Genomic DNA, 15,541 nt, shown 5'->3' on the forward strand with positions numbered 1-15,541 from the left:
AACGGCGTCGCTATTTTGCGATACCGCTTGCTGCCAATACCGCTAAAGTCACCAGCTCTGATGCTGTAGATGCCATCGTGGCTATCTGCACCGATTTATCGAGACCCACTAACATCGGTCCTATCACCGCATCGCCGCCCAGCTCGCGCAGCAGTTTGGCGGAGAGATTGGCCGATTGCAGGCCGGGCATCACCAGCACATTGGCAGAACCGGACAACCGGTTAAACGGGTAGTTCGCCATCAATTTCGGGTTTAGCGCAACATCAGGTGCCATTTCGCCTTCATATTCGAAACTTACGCGGCGGCTGTCCAGTACGGCGACAGCTTCCCGAATATTTTCAAGCCAACGGCCAGCCGGGTTACCAAATGTCGAATAGCTGAGGAAAGCGACGCGCGGCTCATGACCCATTTTCCGGGCTACGGCTGCGGTTTGTTCAGCAATGTCGGCCAGTTCTTCGGCAGAGGGCCGTTCATTGACCGTTGTGTCGGCCATGAAGACCGTATGGCTTTGTCCGACCATGACGTGAATGCCAAAGGCGGTCCGACCTTTCTCTACATCGATGACCTTGGCCACATCCTTGAACGTCTGCGAATAGGGCCGGGTGACGCCGGTTATCATGGCCTCACCCTGATCCATCGCCAGCAGGGCGGATCCAAAGATGTTCCGGTCCTGATTGACCATGCGTTTAATGTCGCGCTTCATATGGCCCTTACGGTGCAGCCGTTCGTAAAGCATGTTGACCATATCGGGAACGAGCGGACTGTTGCGCGAGTTATGGATTTCAAACCGGTCTGGATCACTAACACCCAATTCGCTGAGCTTGGCGCGTACACGATCATCGCGGCCAACCAATACAGGTGTTCCATAGCCGCCATCCTGAAACTGGATCGCCGCACGGAGGACAACATCTTCTTCGGCTTCCGCAAAAATGACGCGTTTGGGTGCCAAACGGGACGTTTCATACGCTTGCGTCAATACCGATGTTGTCGGGTTGAGCCGCGCTTTCAAACTCTGGCGATAGGCATCCAGATCCTCGATCGGTTTTTGCGCTACGCCGCTGTCCATCGCTGCCTTGGCAACAGCGGCAGACACAACATCCATCAAGCGCGGATCAAATGGGGCAGGAATAATATAGTCGACGCCGAAAGTTGGCGCTTGCCCGCCATAGGCCGCTGCGACTTCTTCGGGCACTTGTTCGCGGGCCAGTTCAGCAATGGCATTGGCTGCCGCGACTTTCATCTCGTCATTAATGCGGGTGGCGCGGACATCGAGTGCGCCACGGAAAATAAACGGGAAACCGAGGACATTATTGACCTGATTGGGATAATCGGAGCGTCCGGTTGCCACAATCGCGTCAGGGCGGGCGGCTTTCGCATCCGGCGGGGTGATTTCCGGATCTGGATTGGCCATCGCAAAGATAATCGGCTTGTCAGCCATATCTTTGACCATTTCCGGCTTCAAAGCGCCAGCAGCAGACAGACCCAGGAACACATCAGCGCCTTTCAGCGCTTCGGTGAGATCGCGCGCGTCCGTATCAATTGCATGCGCTGATTTCCATTGGTCGACATTGTCGCGGCCGCGATAGATGACGCCGCTGCGGTCACACATGGTGAGATTGTCATGAGGTACGCCCATCGCCTTGATCAGCGCTGCACAGGCAATGGCAGCCGCACCGGCTCCGTTGACCACGACCTTGATATCTTTGACTTCACGATTGGTGAGCAGGCAGGCGTTGATGATGCCGGCGGCGGCGATGATCGCGGTGCCATGCTGGTCATCATGGAATACCGGAATATTCATTCGGTCGCGCAAGGTTTGCTCAATGATGAAGCAGGCTGGTGCGCCAATATCTTCAAGGTTGATGCCGCCGAAGCTAGGTTCCATCAGTTCGACCGCGTTGATGAATGCGTCTGTATCTTCGGTATCCAGTTCCAGATCGATAGAATCCACATCGGCAAAGCGTTTGAATAGGACAGCCTTGCCCTCCATCACCGGTTTGGAGGCGAGCGCGCCAAGATTGCCAAGGCCCAAGATCGCCGTGCCGTTCGAGATCACCGCAACCAGATTGCCCTTGGCGGTGTAATCATAAGCTGTCGATGGGTCGTCCGCGATCGCACGGACCGGAACCGCGACGCCGGGAGAATAGGCCAGGCTCAAATCGCGCTGGGTGGCCATGGGCTTGGATGCCACAATCTCGATTTTGCCGGGGCGTCCGTGGGAGTGGAATAATAATGCTTCGCGCTCAGAAAATTCTACGTTGCTCTCGTTTTTGTCGGCCAAATTATCTCTCCGTGATTCAGATTTTGGCATCCCCTGCCAACGTGCTGCGCGTCCCAAAACGTGCCTACTCTGAATGATAGGCATTGGGCAAGGCCTGCTACAATGCTGATTTGGAATAATAGATTCCAAATATGGAATTGCGGCTCTTTTATGTGCCGCGATAGTCGGCTATCGCTGCCAGCATGGCCACCAAAGTTCAGTCCAAAAAAACGAAAAAGAAAGCGGATGCCCAGCCAAAGCTGACGCCGATGATGGAGCAATATTTTGCGCTGAAAGAAAAGGCGCAGGATTGTTTGCTTTTTTATCGAATGGGCGATTTTTTCGAGCTGTTCTTTGAGGATGCCAAGCTGGCATCGGCTGCGCTTGATATCGCTCTGACTTCGCGCGGGAAAAATGCCGGAGAGCAAATCCCTATGTGCGGGGTTCCGGCACATGCAGCGGAAAGCTATCTTGCGAAACTGATCCGTGCTGGGTTCAAAGTCGCGATTGCAGAGCAAACCGAAACACCTGCCGAAGCGAAGGCGCGCGGCGGATATAAGGCATTGGTGTCGCGGGATATCATCCGCTATGTCACCGCCGGGACCTTGACCGAAGATACGCTGCTCGATGCGCGATCGGACAATATGTTGGTCGCTGTTGCCGAGGTGCAGGGCCAGATTGGCATTGCGGCGAGCGATATCTCGACCGGAGATTTTGAATTGCTGCAAATTTCTGATGATGCGCTGACCGCCGAATTGTCGCGGATCGCGCCGTCGGAGATTATTTGCAGCCCGTCTCTGGCCGAGCGGCTGGACGAAGCCACTGAATGGCCGAAAGAGGATTTCGACAGCCAGAAGGCCGGGCGCAAGCTCAAGGCGCTTTTCGGGGTTTCGACGCTTGATGGCTTTGGTGATTTTTCCCGCAGCGAGCTGGCTGCGGCTGGCGGGCTGATCGCTTATATTGAGCACGCGGCTCAAGGGGACACGCCGTTTCTAAAACCGCCGGTGCAGCGCCATGCGGGCGAATATCTGCTGATCGACGGAGCGACGCGGGCCAGTCTTGAAATTGAACGGACGATGGCCGGTGAACGCACGGGTAGTCTGCTTGGCAATATTGATCGCACAGTGACACCCGGCGGCGCACGCTTGTTGGGCCGCGATCTTGCAGCACCGTTATTTGATGAAGCAAAGATCAACCTGCGTCTGGGCGTGGTCCAATGGTTCCATGATGCGCCGGCTATTCGTGACGCTGTTCGCGATGCTCTGAAAGCCATGCCGGATATCAGCCGTGCCTTGGGCAGGATTTCAGCAGGGCGCGGTAGTCCGCGTGATGTTGGCCAGATACGCGATGGCCTCAGCGGTGCCCGGCTTTTGCGGGAGCGATTGGCGCTCGACATGGCGCTGCCTGATATGATGAACGCCCTGCTTCCGGCATTGGATGGTCATGCTGCTATGGTCGATTTACTGGAACGGGCATTAGTAGAAACGCCGCCGACCGAGATGAGTAGCGGCGGTTATATCGCTGCGGGCTATGATCCAGCGCTAGATGAACTGCGCAGTGCTGGCTCTGATGGCCGCAAAGCGATTGCGACCTTGGAAGCGCGCTATCGCGAGGCGACCGGGATCAACACGCTCAAGATCAAACATAATGCTGTTCTGGGTTATTTTGTTGAAGTGCCAGCGCGCCATGGCGATAGTTTGATGGTGGAAGATTCCGGTTTTGCTCATCGTCAGACATTGGCGGGCGTGGTGCGATTCAACTCCACCGAACTGCATGAAGAGGCTGTCCGGGTCACCCAGGCCGGGGCTCATGCGCTGGCGGCTGAGGCGGCGCATTTTGAAGAGCTGGTCGACAAGATATTGGAGCGCAAGGATGCGATAGCGATTAGCGCCGATGCTCTGGCGCGGATTGATGTGGCGTCGGCGCTCGCGGAACGCGCGGTAGAAGGGCAGTGGTGCCGGCCGGAATTTTCCGACGGCAATGTGCTTGATATCAAAGGAGGCCGCCATCCTGTGGTCGAGGCGGCGCTGAGCGCGTCCGGCGATCCGTTTGTCGCCAATGATTGCGCTTTGTCGAATGATGAGCGACTCTGGCTGGTTTCTGGGCCGAATATGGGCGGTAAATCGACCTTCTTGCGGCAAAACGCACTAATTGTGATCTTGGCGCAAGCTGGCGGCTTTGTGCCTGCTGCTTCGGCCAAACTTAGCCTTGTGGACCGGCTGTTCAGCCGGGTGGGCGCGTCAGACAATCTCGCACAAGGCCGTTCTACCTTCATGGTCGAGATGGTCGAAACCGCGACGATCCTAAGCCAGGCGACTGATAAAAGTTTTGTCATTCTCGATGAAGTGGGCAGGGGCACATCTACTTATGATGGCCTTGCTCTGGCATGGGCGGTCGTCGAGGCTGTGCATGAAACCAATCAGTGCCGCTGTCTATTCGCCACCCATTATCATGAACTCACCCGGTTGGCGGATCGGCTAGATGCAATGTCGCTGCACCATGTCCGCGCGCGCGAATGGAAAGGCGATTTGGTATTGCTCCACGAGCTCGCCAAAGGTCCCGCTGATCGCAGCTATGGTCTGGCGGTGGCCAAGCTGGCCGGAATCCCCAAACCCGTGCTGAAGCGTGCTAAATCGGTGCTCGATAAGCTCGAAGCGGGAAAGGCCGAAACTGGCGGTCTCGCGGCCGGACTTGGCGATCTGCCTTTATTTGCTGCAAGTCTTGCCGAAGAGGATGAGAAAACCGATATGCTAAGAGAAGCATTGAAGGATTTGGATATTGATGCGTTGAGCCCGCGTGACGCGCTCGATAGGCTTTATGCGCTCAAGTCTGTGCTGGAACAGGAAGAATAGATGAACCGCTGGATTATCATTGTCATGACTGCGCTGCTGCTGGCTGGCGGTGCCTATGTTTATAGCTCTCGCAGTGCCAATGCCGAACCGCTGGAAGTGGGCGCGGCGGCCCCTGATTTTGAAACCACGGGTGCGTTGGCGGGTAAACCGTTCAAGGTCAGCTTGTCGGACAAGCTGAAAAACGGCCCGGTGGTGCTTTATTTCTTCCCCAAGGCCTTTACTGAAGGCTGTACTATCGAAGCCAATATGTTTGCTGAAGCAACAGCCGATTTCGAGGCTGCTGGAGCCACCGTCATCGGCATGTCCGGCGATAGCATGGAAGAGCTTACCAAATTCTCGGTCGAGGAATGCCGCGATAAATTTGCCGTGGCCCGCGCGGATGATGCGGTGATGGATGGCTATCAAGTGCGAATGGAGCCAACGCTCGCACTGACCAATCGGACTAGCTATGTTATTGACCAAGATAGCAAAATTGCTCTGGTGCACAGTGCGCAAGACCCAAGAGGGCATGTGAAAATGACACTGGAAAAGGTAAAGCAGCTGGAGCGTGCAAAAACCGCCGCTCCACCCGAAAATTGATAAACATGTTGCATTTGCCGTGAAGCTGGATTGAAAGACAGCATGACCGATCAACAAAATAATCACGCGCCTGATCCGGCGATGCTGGCCAAAGCCGAAACGCTTACCGAAGCCTTGCCCTATTTGCAGCGTTATGCGGGCAAGACATTTGTCATAAAATATGGCGGCCATGCGATGGGCGATCCAGCGCTGGCCCGCAATTTTGCCGAGGATGTGGTGTTGCTGAAAGCCGTCGGGATTAACCCCGTGGTGGTTCACGGTGGCGGTCCGCAAATTGGTGCGATGCTGGAGCGGGTTGGGGTTGAAAGCGAATTTGTCGATGGCCTAAGGGTTACGACCAAAGAGACCGCCGAGATTGCGGAAATGGTCCTGTCTGGTGCGATCAACAAGGAACTGGTGAGCTGGATTGAGCGGGCTGGTGGCAGCGCGATCGGTATTTCCGGCAAGGATGGCGGTTTTGTCAAAGCCTCTAAACTACGCCGTACAGCGCGCGATCCCGACAGCAATATCGAACGGATCATTGATCTGGGCTTTGTCGGCGAACCGAAACGGGTCGATCGCAGTGTGGTTGATACAATTTCTACCGCCGGCATGATCCCCGTCATTGCGCCAATCGGTGTTGGCTCCGATGGCCATACCTATAATATCAACGCAGACACGATGGCGGGGGCAGTGGCCGCTGCGCTGCGGGCGTCACGCTTGTTCTTGCTGACCGATGTCGCGGGCGTATTGGACAAGCAAGGCGAGTTGCTCACTGATCTCAATCCAACCGAAATCAAACGGCTCCAGGAAGACGGCACCATTTCGGGCGGGATGATTCCCAAGCTGGAAACCTGTGTCAGTGCGGTCCTGAAAGGCGTTGATGCGGCGGTTGTGCTGGATGGCCGTGTACCCCATGCGATGTTGCTGGAAATCTTCACCAGTAAGGGTGCCGGCACGCTGATCCGCGATGATTTTGAAACGGTTGATTAATTGCCGAACTGTATTATATTATTGATACACTAAATTTTGGCATAGATTGCTTGGCATTGCGCGCCACAATCGTTTAATGGCCATCACTATATAAAAAGGTTTCGGTCCATGTTTTTTGCTCTGTTTCAGATTATCAGCATTTTGTTGAATGTCGCGATTACCGTCATCATCGTTCAGGCGATCATGAGCTGGTTGCTTGCATTTAACGTCATCAATCTGCAAAATGACATTGCGCGGGCGATCTGGACGACACTGGATGCCTTGACGGCGCCGATTTACCGCCCAATACGGCGGATCATGCCGGACTTTGGTTCAATTGATCTGACGCCTATGGTGGTGATTATCGGTATCATCATTCTGCAAGATGCCATATTGCCACCACTCGGCGCGGCGCTCATACCTGTTTTATGACTAAGGATGTCGCGGCGATAATCGACGGCAAAGCCTTTGCCGCTGGTCTAAGGGAACGCATCAAGGCCGAGGTCCCGAAATTTCAGGAACAAACCGGCCGCGCGCCGGGTCTAGCCGTCGTGTTGGTCGGTGATGATCCAGCCAGCCAAGTCTATGTCGCATCCAAGCATAAGGCGACAATGGCAGCCGGCATGAAAAGCTTTGAACATCGCCTGCCAGCGGATACAAAGCAGGAAGATCTGATCGCGCTGGTTGAAAAACTGAACGCGGATGAGGCCGTTGATGGCATATTGGTGCAATTGCCCTTGCCCCCTCATTTTGATGAAAAAGCGGTCATTGAGGCGATTGACCCTGATAAAGATGTCGACGGCATTACCCCAGTCAATGCCGGCAGGCTAGCGCTCGGTACTGAGGCATTGGTTTCCTGCACACCGCTTGGTTGTCTCTTGATGCTTCGCGATGAGCTGGGCGACCTGACCGGGCTTGATGCCGTAGTTGTGGGCCGTTCGATCCTTTTCGGCAAACCGATGGCGCAGCTTCTTCTTCAGGAAAATTGCACCGTCACCATGGCGCATAGTCGGACGCGCGATTTGCCCGGCCTGTTGCGACGGGCTGATATCGTGATCGCGGCTGTAGGGGTTCCAATGCTCATTAAGGGTGATTGGTTAAAGCCTGGTGCCGTTGTGCTTGATGGCGGCATCAACCGGCTTGATATCGAGCCGGGCGAGGCTAAGGGACGTCTGGTCGGCGATGTTGCCTTTGAGGAAGCCTTGCCGCATGTTCGAGCGATCACGCCTGTACCAGGTGGGGTCGGTGCAACGACCATTGCTGTGCTATTGCGCAATACATTGGTCGCCGCATCCATGCGCGCAGGCCTTGCTAAGCCTGAAGGATTATAGTCTATGAAACGCTTGTTCGCGGCATTTGGAATAGCATTATTATTGGCAAGCTGTGCGAGCAATGGTCGCCCGAGTGATCGCCAACGGTTTGTCAAGGCCGCCGGTAAGCCGGTCGCGAACCCCAGCGATATTGTGAAAGCGGAATTGGCCTTCGCTCGGTTGGCGCGCGAAGAAGGGCAATGGACAGCCTTCCGCGAAACAGCAGCGCCCGATGCAATCATGTTCACGCCCGAAATTGTGAGTGCGCAAGTTTGGCTGAAAGGCAAAGCCGATCCGGCGCGGGCCACCGAATGGCAAGCTCATAAGATTTTCATGTCCTGCGATGGCAGCATGGGGGTCGCGACTGGCGCATGGCAAGGCGCAAGCGGCGGTACTGGTTATTTCACGACTATCTGGGAAAAGCAGGATGCCGAAAACCGCCGCCTGCGTGGCAGAGACGTGGAATGGAAATGGGTATTTGATCATGGCGTGCCATTGGACAAGCCCTTGGCCGAGCCGGATTTTGTAACCACGCGGGTCGCTACCTGCTCCAAGGACGCCTTGCCGGTGATACCCGTTGCTCCGAGTGGAGAGAAAAACAAGGACGGGTTTTCGACCGATCGTACAATGTATTGGAGCGCGGAAAGTTCCGCTGATCAATCCCGATCACTGGTTGTTCGCCTTTGGAATGGCGTCGAATGGGAAGATATTGTCTTTGATGATGTTGCTGCGCCTACCCAATGACTGAGCTGTTTGTTTCTGCCCTGATCACGTTTTTCGTGGCGATTGATCCGCCCGGTTGTGCCGCTATCTATGCCAGCATGACAACAGAGGCCAGCGCTGCACAGCGCCGGGCCATGGCGTTCCGCTCAATATTTGTTGCGACAATCATCTTGTTGATATTCGGCTTTTTTGGAGAAGCCTTGCTGCGCGCCATGGGAGTCAGTCTTGACAGTTTCCGGATAGCGGGCGGCATCATGCTGTTCATCATCGCGATTGAGATGGTATTTGAGAAACGTACCGAACGCCGGGAAGGCCGGGCTCAGGAAATCATAGATACCCCGGAAATCGAGGATGTATCGATTTTCCCAATGGCGATGCCGATGATCGCCGGGCCTGGTTCGATTGCGGCGCTGATGCTTTTCATTGGTCGCAGTGACGGCTGGAACGAGCAGTTGATTGTGCTTGCCGCCATGGGTGTGATCTTGCTGGTCATGCTGGTGTCGATGCTCGCTGCTGGCCCGCTGATGAAAATATTGGGTCAGAAAGTCGAAACGGTTATCACCCGTGTACTCGGCGTGATATTGGCGGCATTGGCGATCCAATTTGTGGTCGATGGCATAAAAGCCAGCTTCTTATAACTTACGCGCTTCCTCGATCAGCATGACGGGGACACCTTGTTTGATCGGATAAGCCACACCAGCCGCCTCGCTGATTAGCTCCTGCGCTGCTTCGTCATAGACCAATGGCGTTCGCGTCATTGGGCAGACTAATATGTCCAGTAACTCGGTATCGAACATGCCGACGGGCCGATCATTCATTGCCCGTCACTCACTGAAGCGTCACGCGGCCTTCATCGCCATCTTGCCGTCCGAAAAATTCCAGCAGCTGAATGATCAGTTCCGCGCGATTGGACAGTCCATCAACTTCAAGCAAGGCCTGTTTGGATGCCGCGTCAAAGGGAGCAATCTGCGCAATACCGTTGACGAAGGACATATCATCAAGCCGTCCAATGCTGTCCCAGTCCACCTGATAGCCTTGCAAATCAGCAAACTTACGTGACTCAATCTCCAAAGCCGCACGCTCCGCACTGGCGAGAACTTCGTCCAGTTCTGCATTTTCTTCAATTTCTGCCTGTACCTGACGAAAGGCGGTGGACGCATCCAGCTCTTCAACTATCCGGAATCGCGACACACCCTCCAGCACGATATTAAACCGGCCGTCATCCATTGCTTCTATATCGATAATCTTGCCGACACAGCCAATATCGAACAATTCGGGCACTTCGCCATCTGTCTTGGGTTGAATCATTCCGATCTGTCGGTCCCGCGCCATCGCGTCATTGATCAGCGCACGGTAACGCTCCTCGAAAATATGCAGCGGCAAATGCATACCCGGGAAGAGCAGCGCGCCAGCCAAGGGAAAGATCGAGATGCGTTTGGTTTCGGTCATATCTATCCGAACAATATCGCAGACAGTTTGCGCCGGGTAGCCGATACCCACTCGTCTTCAAGGCCAACGACTTCAAATAGCGAGAGCAGTTTTGCCCGTGCCGCGCCGTCATTCCATTCCTTATCCGCTTCGATAATCGATAGCAGATGTTCCGCCGCGCCATCATGATCACCCGAAGCAATCATCGCGCTGGCGAGATCAAAGCGTGCCTGATGATCTTTGGGATTGGCGGCAACAGCAGCACGCAAGGCCTCTGCTTCGCTATCATCCGGTTTGTCCTTCGCCAAAGCAAGCGCCGAACTGGCCCGCTCAATCGCCGGGTCACTAGCCATGGCTTCTGGCACACCAGCCAATGCGGCTTCGGCTTCAGGTAAGTGATCGGCAAGGACCAGTGCGCGGATCAAGCCGCCAACGGCTTCCGCATTGTCGGGTGCCATATCGGCGATCTGAGCAAATATGCCTGCGGCTCGTTCACCATCACCTTGACCCAGCACATCTTCACCCATGGCAAGCAGGGGTTCGATATCCTGCTTGGGTTCTTCACCACCTGCGCCAACAGGAAGCTTTTCCAGCAACTGGTCGAGAATCTGACCTAGCTGACTTTCGGTCCGTGCAGACGTCAGATCGGCCACCGGCTTGCCCTGAAATATGGCATAGACAGTCGGAATCGATTGCACCTGAAACTGTGATGCGATGAATTTATTCTCATCAACATTCACTTTGGCGAGCATCACGCCCTTGTCAGCATAACTGGCCGCCACCTTCTCAAGCACAGGGGTTAGCGCCTTGCAGGGCCCGCACCATTCTGCCCAAAAATCAAGAATCACCAGTTTGTTCATACTAGGGGCGACCACGGCCTGCTGAAACTCTTCAACTGCCTTTTGTTCGTCCACTGTCAGTCCTGCTGTCGCCAATTGTTGCTCCTGTACTCTATTCGCCTGATGCCATTCACCTTAGCCGTTTTTGGCGGGAATCGCTCAGTGTTTTCTTGTATATCCGGGCTTTATGTGGGGATGGACCCGGCAAAGCCAAGCATATTTTTACTTTTCCCGGCCATGGATTGAAAAATGGGGCTTGCCGGACCCCATAACCCATGCTAACCGCGCGCCTCAACTGCTGATGACGACGACGTATTACCCAAGGTCACAGCAGCGCCGAGCGGGCGTAGCTCAGGGGTAGAGCACAACCTTGCCAAGGTTGGGGTCGAGAGTTCGAATCTCTTCGCCCGCTCCAGTTTTTCATCGATAAATAGCGATTGAGGCTAGTTTGTCGCAGATGCAGTCTGCGCAAGCATTGCTTGTATCCTGTGCTTTAATGACACCGTTATAAATACGGAGAATCGAATTTTCTGACGATGGCATTGCAGGATAGCCGAAGACTAAACGTTCGGCATCCAGCGCATCAGTTCAGATGCTTCCAAAAACTGTTGATGATTCGCCGATGCCGATCGGAAAAATGATAGTCAAAGGCCGATTTTCGAGATCGCAACCCGTATTTTATATCCGAAATGGACATATTTTAGGCGCCTTGTCTGATCCTGTATATTGCAAAAAACTGGGAATATTTAACATCTATTACCAATAAGAAAATCGGTTCTGCTTGATAGTTTCGGCCATTGTCGTTTTATTCAATTTTACAGCTATTGACACGACAAATTATTGATGACAGCTTTGTAGATCGATAGGGGGCTCTGTGATATTTGAGGTACCAAGAGATTTTATTGATCGTTTATTGAAACAATTATTAAGCAGATTGGTTTTTCTGTCTAATCGCACTTCCTCACCTCGAATTTTGTTTCTGTCTATTCAGACATTTCCTGTTTCAAACACCGCTGGAGTGATCGCACCACGTAAAGCGACGATCTCATGATGAGATTAGTTGGGATTCTTGTCGCAACCTGTCTCACTTTGATCACCAAGCCCGCCCTGGCATGGGATGGTGCTGTTACGGCAAAAATCAAACAAATTGATCTTGTGCCTTTGAACGGAAATTATCCTTTCAGAGTGTACCTAGAGAATGTGTCCACAGTCTGTTCGGGTGGGCCTGATTGGGCCTATCTCAATCCAACAGATCCCAATTATCAGGCTGTCGTGTCTGCACTCATGCTCGCCTATTCGTCGCGGCAGACCGTTATAGTTTACAGCAACCTGGACCCTGCGTCCTCCGACGTGATGTTTTGATATCAGCATAACGCGCAAAATCACCAAACAGGATTTTATCATGCAGCATTTCAAGATCATGACATTGGCAATATCTCTCGGCGCAGTGATCTCGTTCGGTGCAAGCTCTGCATTGGCGCAAGGTACTACCACCTATGAATATGACGCACTGGGCCGGTTGATCGGAACCACCACGACTGGCGGTGCGAATGATGGTCTTGGAACCGTTTATGAATATGACGCAGCCGGAAACCGAAAGCGGGTTGAGGTCACCGGCAGTGACGGAACACCGGGCGGGCCAAGCCGTATCATCGTGCTGCCGATCAACGGCTTTCTCGTGATCCCGATCAAGAGGTCTTCATACTAGTCAATTTTGTTGAACGCAGGGGATATTGAAAGTGAAAAAATCTATTCTAGCCGCCGCCGTTATGGCACTTATGTTTCCCTCTCCAGCTTCGGCTGCGGCGCTTTGTGCTGGCTCGGTCGCACATGTTTATATCTATGCGAGTGGCAGCGTTCATATCATTGGAAGTTGGCGCAATACTCTGACGCAGATTTGCAATGTTAAAGAAGAATGGAAGGGCATTGACACTCAAACGTGTTTTGCTTGGTTCTCCGCCGTGAGTAGCGCCAACGTTGAGAACCAACAGATAGCCATATATTATGGTGGGCTCAATCAAGCTGACTGTGCGACGATACCGCATTATGGCAATGCGCCTGCACCGGTTTATATAAGATTGGCAGAGTAACGTGACGAGGAGATTGATCTTTCTCGCTTCCCAACCGTGTCCCCCTGTTTCTTCGGGAGCTATGAATATTGACGCTCGTTTGCCGACGTCTAGCGACATGTTGATATTCAAATGAGCGCGGCGAAGAAAGCCATGTCGACCGTCTTGGCAATGGCAGCTTTATCGGCATCTTCCAGCATTAGCGCGGCCGCTTGGTGCCAAGGCTATGTCAATCAAGTCCTTACCTATGATAATGGAGATATGGGCATCTGGACAACGTGGCGCTCTGGATGGACCACAATCTGCAATCTTAAGACAGAGCGGGACGGCATACCGCCAGAAATATGTTTCGCCTGGTTTTCGACCGCGACCACTTCGATTACGGAAAACAAGCAGCTCATTATCTATTATCGGACAATAGATCAGGCAGAATGCGCAACAATGCCGCTATCCGCCGCCGCACCCGCTCCTGCATATTTGAGGTTGATCAAATGAAGAAATGTATTCCATCGATATTAGCTGCTGCATCTTTGGCCATTCCTTCCGTCGCAAATGCTGCCGCTTTTTGCGACGGTGCGATTACGCAAACTATAACTTACGCAAACGGATCTGTCTTGATCCGCGGCGCGTGGCGCAACAGCTACACGCAAATCTGCAATGTGAAGACAGAATGGAAGGGGGTTACGCCTGACGTTTGCTATGTCTGGGTTTCTCATGCCAGCAACGCGGTGACAGAGAACAAACCAGTCATTGTTCACTACACCGGATTGGATCAGGCAGAGTGCGCGACAATGCCAAATTATGGCGGCTCTCCCGCGCCAGCCTATGTGATGCTCAAACAATGAAGAAAATTATCCAATTAGTAGTTGCAAGCAGCGCTTTGTTGATGTCCCCAAATGCCGGGGCAACGGCTTACTGCCAAGGTTACATTGCTAACACATTGACCGAGTCGGACGGCGATGTTTTGATAAGAAGTAGTTGGCGAGATGATTGGGCAGCAATCTGTAATCTGGACCAAACACGACAAGGAATTTCTCCGTCAACCTGCTTTGGCTGGTTCTCAAGTGTCAGCAGTTCAATCACCGAAAACAAGCAAGTCGTGATTAGATATTCAGGCTTAGATCAATCGGCATGCGCGAACATGCCGACTTATTCCAACGCCCCCGTGCCAGCCTATGTGATGTTGGTCAAATGAGTGTTTTCGGAAGAGCATTGATCGCCACAGCACTGCTGTCCCTATCCATTCCCGCAAATGCGGCTGGCGGTTGGACCAATGATGTTGTGCCAACGAACGTTGAAATTGTGCGTAACGAGGGTTTCATGATCTTTGGGGCATTCGGCAATCCCGGTCCCACGCCTTGCAGCTCTGCGGACGGGGTTTGGGTCGCCAAAACACACAGCGAATATACCGAAATATTATCTAGCGCGCTGGCCGCAGTTGCGGGCCAGCTGGAGCTCAGAATCTATGCACATAACTGCGCGACAGTGTCCTGGCATGGAACGGACTACAACCAGCTCACCAGCAGCGGAGCGATGTATATTTCAAGATGACGGACTGAGACAAACAATGAGGGGAATAGAAAATGAAAACATTTTGGAAGCTTTTCCTTGGAGCGTTGGCGCTCGGCACTTTGCCACAAGCCGCCTCGGCACAGACCGTTGGTTGTGCCGCCACCTATTGTCAATATCAGGGCAAAATCACGCGCGCTTACATTAATGAAGACAATTTGATGCTAATCTTTTTTGAACAGCCCTTTGATGTCGCGATCACCGCTACGGCGGGCATTACCGGGGTATCCAACGGACATGCCGGGTCTTACATCATCACCGATAATCAAAACTATTCTGAATTTCTATATTCAACCGCTCTGACAGCGCTAGCGGCGGAAAAGACGGTGATCATGCAGTTTTATGAAGCGCGTTCTGGTTACCTGAAAATCGATAAGATCTGGATTTATCAATAAGCGATGTCTTTCGACATCGTTGAATGCTGCCCGCAGCGATTAGGTCAAATGAATTAGGGGATAAGAGTGATGAACAGTGTTTTGAAACTTCTGATGGGAATGTTGGTGTTTGCCGCATGGCCTAGCATCGTGAAAGCACAGACCTCCTCCTGTGCGGTCTCGTATAACATTCCCTATTGCCAATATATCGGAAAACTCAAACACGTTTACATAAATGAAGGCCGTGTGATGCTCTTTTATCTTGAGCAACCCATGGATATCGCTCTTCCCGCTTCCGTTGGCTACACGGGCGTCAGCAACGGATCAGCTGTAACTTATAACGCGAACGTTGATCCGGTCTTTGCTGAATATTTTTATTCTACCGCGCTGACGGCATTAGCCGGCGACAAAACCATCTCCATACAAATGCGCCAGACCGTCGGTGGATATATGAAAGTCGATAGAATTTGGCTTCATAAATAGAGCGCCGGAACGATTGGAATATTCAGCCAAATAGGTGGGAAGACAGATGGATAACGCGAATCTTTGTCGGAACCTTGATTTTAGAGAATTAATAATTCGGGAAA

General features: G+C 53.0%; 19 protein-coding genes and 1 tRNA gene. 16 read left to right on the plus strand and 4 right to left on the minus strand.

All coding sequences use genetic code 11. The annotated features are described in order from the left end of the window. Window positions 1–10 precede the first annotated feature (10 nt). Window positions 11–2,281 carry an NADP-dependent malic enzyme gene (locus tag ABJM21_RS01155; protein ID WP_348302404.1) on the minus strand — a complete coding sequence of 757 codons (2,271 nt, stop codon included), beginning with the start codon at window positions 2,279–2,281 and terminating at the stop codon, window positions 11–13. 182 nt (window positions 2,282–2,463) lie between these two features. On the opposite strand from ABJM21_RS01155, the gene mutS reads away from it, so the two are divergent. The 7 genes from mutS to ABJM21_RS01190 all read left to right on the plus strand — a co-directional run bounded on the left by mutS (window position 2,464) and on the right by ABJM21_RS01190 (window position 9,313). After that, entirely contained in the window at window positions 2,464–5,112 is a 2,649-nt protein-coding gene (gene mutS / locus ABJM21_RS01160; RefSeq protein ID WP_348302403.1) for a DNA mismatch repair protein MutS, read from the plus strand. A 24-nt stretch (window positions 5,113–5,136) separates the two neighbouring features. After that, entirely contained in the window at window positions 5,137–5,691 is a 555-nt protein-coding gene (locus ABJM21_RS01165; protein ID WP_348302469.1) for a peroxiredoxin, read from the plus strand. A 42-nt stretch (window positions 5,692–5,733) separates the two neighbouring features. Beyond that, entirely contained in the window at window positions 5,734–6,663 is a 930-nt protein-coding gene (gene argB, locus ABJM21_RS01170) for an acetylglutamate kinase (protein ID WP_348302402.1), read from the plus strand. A gap of 108 nt (window positions 6,664–6,771) precedes the next feature. Next, a complete protein-coding gene (locus ABJM21_RS01175; RefSeq protein WP_229954399.1) occupies window positions 6,772–7,074 on the plus strand; it encodes a YggT family protein in 303 nt (100 codons plus the stop codon). Then, window positions 7,071–7,973: a bifunctional methylenetetrahydrofolate dehydrogenase/methenyltetrahydrofolate cyclohydrolase FolD gene (gene folD, locus ABJM21_RS01180; RefSeq protein WP_348302401.1), complete on the plus strand. Its 903-nt coding sequence runs from the start codon at window positions 7,071–7,073 to the stop codon at window positions 7,971–7,973. Before ABJM21_RS01175 ends, folD begins: the two co-directional genes overlap by 4 nt. A 3-nt stretch (window positions 7,974–7,976) precedes the next feature. Next, a complete protein-coding gene (locus tag ABJM21_RS01185; RefSeq protein WP_348302400.1) occupies window positions 7,977–8,696 on the plus strand; it encodes a hypothetical protein in 720 nt (239 codons plus the stop codon). Continuing rightward, the gene (locus ABJM21_RS01190) at window positions 8,693–9,313 is read left to right on the plus strand and encodes a MarC family protein (RefSeq protein WP_348302399.1); all 621 of its coding nucleotides are present in this window, start codon (window positions 8,693–8,695) and stop codon (window positions 9,311–9,313) included. The genes ABJM21_RS01185 and ABJM21_RS01190 overlap by 4 nt, the downstream gene beginning before the upstream one ends. On the opposite strand, the gene ABJM21_RS01195 is transcribed toward ABJM21_RS01190, so the two are convergent. Genes ABJM21_RS01195 through ABJM21_RS01205 form a run of 3 tightly spaced genes read right to left on the minus strand, consistent with a single transcriptional unit; the run spans window position 9,308 to window position 11,038 of the window. Beyond that, on the minus strand, window positions 9,308–9,493 hold the full coding sequence (locus tag ABJM21_RS01195; protein ID WP_348302398.1) for a Trm112 family protein: 186 nt from the start codon (window positions 9,491–9,493) through the stop codon (window positions 9,308–9,310). The genes ABJM21_RS01190 and ABJM21_RS01195 overlap by 6 nt on opposite strands. A 10-nt stretch (window positions 9,494–9,503) precedes the next feature. Then, on the minus strand, window positions 9,504–10,124 hold the full coding sequence (locus ABJM21_RS01200) for an LON peptidase substrate-binding domain-containing protein (RefSeq protein ID WP_348302397.1): 621 nt from the start codon (window positions 10,122–10,124) through the stop codon (window positions 9,504–9,506). A 2-nt stretch (window positions 10,125–10,126) separates the two neighbouring features. Continuing rightward, entirely contained in the window at window positions 10,127–11,038 is a 912-nt protein-coding gene (locus ABJM21_RS01205) for a tetratricopeptide repeat protein (protein WP_348371170.1), read from the minus strand. Between the two features lie 244 nt (window positions 11,039–11,282). Here ABJM21_RS01205 and ABJM21_RS01210 point away from each other — a divergent pair. The 9 genes from ABJM21_RS01210 to ABJM21_RS01250 all read left to right on the plus strand — a co-directional run bounded on the left by ABJM21_RS01210 (window position 11,283) and on the right by ABJM21_RS01250 (window position 15,437). Beyond that, window positions 11,283–11,357, plus strand: a tRNA-Gly gene (locus tag ABJM21_RS01210). A gap of 632 nt (window positions 11,358–11,989) precedes the next feature. Then, entirely contained in the window at window positions 11,990–12,304 is a 315-nt protein-coding gene (locus ABJM21_RS01215) for a hypothetical protein (protein WP_348303342.1), read from the plus strand. Window positions 12,305–12,344: 40 nt separating this feature from the next. Further along, entirely contained in the window at window positions 12,345–12,650 is a 306-nt protein-coding gene (locus tag ABJM21_RS01220) for an RHS repeat domain-containing protein (protein ID WP_348303340.1), read from the plus strand. Window positions 12,651–12,681: 31 nt separating this feature from the next. Continuing rightward, complete coding sequence (locus tag ABJM21_RS01225; RefSeq protein ID WP_348303338.1) at window positions 12,682–13,032, plus strand: hypothetical protein; 351 nt, start codon at window positions 12,682–12,684, stop codon at window positions 13,030–13,032. A gap of 111 nt (window positions 13,033–13,143) precedes the next feature. Next, on the plus strand, window positions 13,144–13,506 hold the full coding sequence (locus ABJM21_RS01230; RefSeq protein WP_348303336.1) for a hypothetical protein: 363 nt from the start codon (window positions 13,144–13,146) through the stop codon (window positions 13,504–13,506). Continuing rightward, on the plus strand, window positions 13,503–13,856 hold the full coding sequence (locus ABJM21_RS01235; RefSeq protein WP_348303334.1) for a hypothetical protein: 354 nt from the start codon (window positions 13,503–13,505) through the stop codon (window positions 13,854–13,856). The genes ABJM21_RS01230 and ABJM21_RS01235 overlap by 4 nt, the downstream gene beginning before the upstream one ends. A 286-nt stretch (window positions 13,857–14,142) precedes the next feature. Beyond that, window positions 14,143–14,562 carry a hypothetical protein gene (locus ABJM21_RS01240; protein ID WP_348303332.1) on the plus strand — a complete coding sequence of 140 codons (420 nt, stop codon included), beginning with the start codon at window positions 14,143–14,145 and terminating at the stop codon, window positions 14,560–14,562. A gap of 32 nt (window positions 14,563–14,594) precedes the next feature. Next, the gene (locus ABJM21_RS01245) at window positions 14,595–14,975 is read left to right on the plus strand and encodes a hypothetical protein (RefSeq protein ID WP_348303330.1); all 381 of its coding nucleotides are present in this window, start codon (window positions 14,595–14,597) and stop codon (window positions 14,973–14,975) included. Window positions 14,976–15,044: 69 nt separating this feature from the next. Continuing rightward, the gene (locus tag ABJM21_RS01250) at window positions 15,045–15,437 is read left to right on the plus strand and encodes a hypothetical protein (protein WP_348303328.1); all 393 of its coding nucleotides are present in this window, start codon (window positions 15,045–15,047) and stop codon (window positions 15,435–15,437) included. The last annotated feature ends 104 nt before the right edge of the window (window positions 15,438–15,541 follow it).

The sequence above is a fragment of the Parasphingorhabdus sp. genome (genome assembly GCF_039977335.1).
Classification (GTDB): Bacteria; Pseudomonadota; Alphaproteobacteria; order Sphingomonadales; family Sphingomonadaceae; genus Parasphingorhabdus.

What these genes read in the sequence shown, in the direction of transcription:
- ABJM21_RS01200 (WP_348302397.1), bottom strand. Translation starts at nt 10,124, where the DNA reads ATGACCGAAACCAAACGCATCTCGATCTTTCCCTTGGCTGGCGCGCTG.
- ABJM21_RS01235 (WP_348303334.1), top strand. Translation starts at nt 13,503, where the DNA reads ATGAAGAAATGTATTCCATCGATATTAGCTGCTGCATCTTTGGCCATT.
- ABJM21_RS01220 (WP_348303340.1), top strand. Translation starts at nt 12,345, where the DNA reads ATGCAGCATTTCAAGATCATGACATTGGCAATATCTCTCGGCGCAGTG.
- ABJM21_RS01215 (WP_348303342.1), top strand. Translation starts at nt 11,990, where the DNA reads ATGATGAGATTAGTTGGGATTCTTGTCGCAACCTGTCTCACTTTGATC.
- ABJM21_RS01190 (WP_348302399.1), top strand. Translation starts at nt 8,693, where the DNA reads ATGACTGAGCTGTTTGTTTCTGCCCTGATCACGTTTTTCGTGGCGATT.
- ABJM21_RS01250 (WP_348303328.1), top strand. Translation starts at nt 15,045, where the DNA reads ATGAACAGTGTTTTGAAACTTCTGATGGGAATGTTGGTGTTTGCCGCA.
- ABJM21_RS01245 (WP_348303330.1), top strand. Translation starts at nt 14,595, where the DNA reads ATGAAAACATTTTGGAAGCTTTTCCTTGGAGCGTTGGCGCTCGGCACT.
- ABJM21_RS01195 (WP_348302398.1), bottom strand. Translation starts at nt 9,493, where the DNA reads ATGAATGATCGGCCCGTCGGCATGTTCGATACCGAGTTACTGGACATA.
- argB (WP_348302402.1), top strand. Translation starts at nt 5,734, where the DNA reads ATGACCGATCAACAAAATAATCACGCGCCTGATCCGGCGATGCTGGCC.
- mutS (WP_348302403.1), top strand. Translation starts at nt 2,464, where the DNA reads ATGGCCACCAAAGTTCAGTCCAAAAAAACGAAAAAGAAAGCGGATGCC.
- ABJM21_RS01175 (WP_229954399.1), top strand. Translation starts at nt 6,772, where the DNA reads ATGTTTTTTGCTCTGTTTCAGATTATCAGCATTTTGTTGAATGTCGCG.
- ABJM21_RS01185 (WP_348302400.1), top strand. Translation starts at nt 7,977, where the DNA reads ATGAAACGCTTGTTCGCGGCATTTGGAATAGCATTATTATTGGCAAGC.
- folD (WP_348302401.1), top strand. Translation starts at nt 7,071, where the DNA reads ATGACTAAGGATGTCGCGGCGATAATCGACGGCAAAGCCTTTGCCGCT.
- ABJM21_RS01240 (WP_348303332.1), top strand. Translation starts at nt 14,143, where the DNA reads ATGCGCGAACATGCCGACTTATTCCAACGCCCCCGTGCCAGCCTATGT.
- ABJM21_RS01230 (WP_348303336.1), top strand. Translation starts at nt 13,144, where the DNA reads ATGAGCGCGGCGAAGAAAGCCATGTCGACCGTCTTGGCAATGGCAGCT.
- ABJM21_RS01165 (WP_348302469.1), top strand. Translation starts at nt 5,137, where the DNA reads ATGACTGCGCTGCTGCTGGCTGGCGGTGCCTATGTTTATAGCTCTCGC.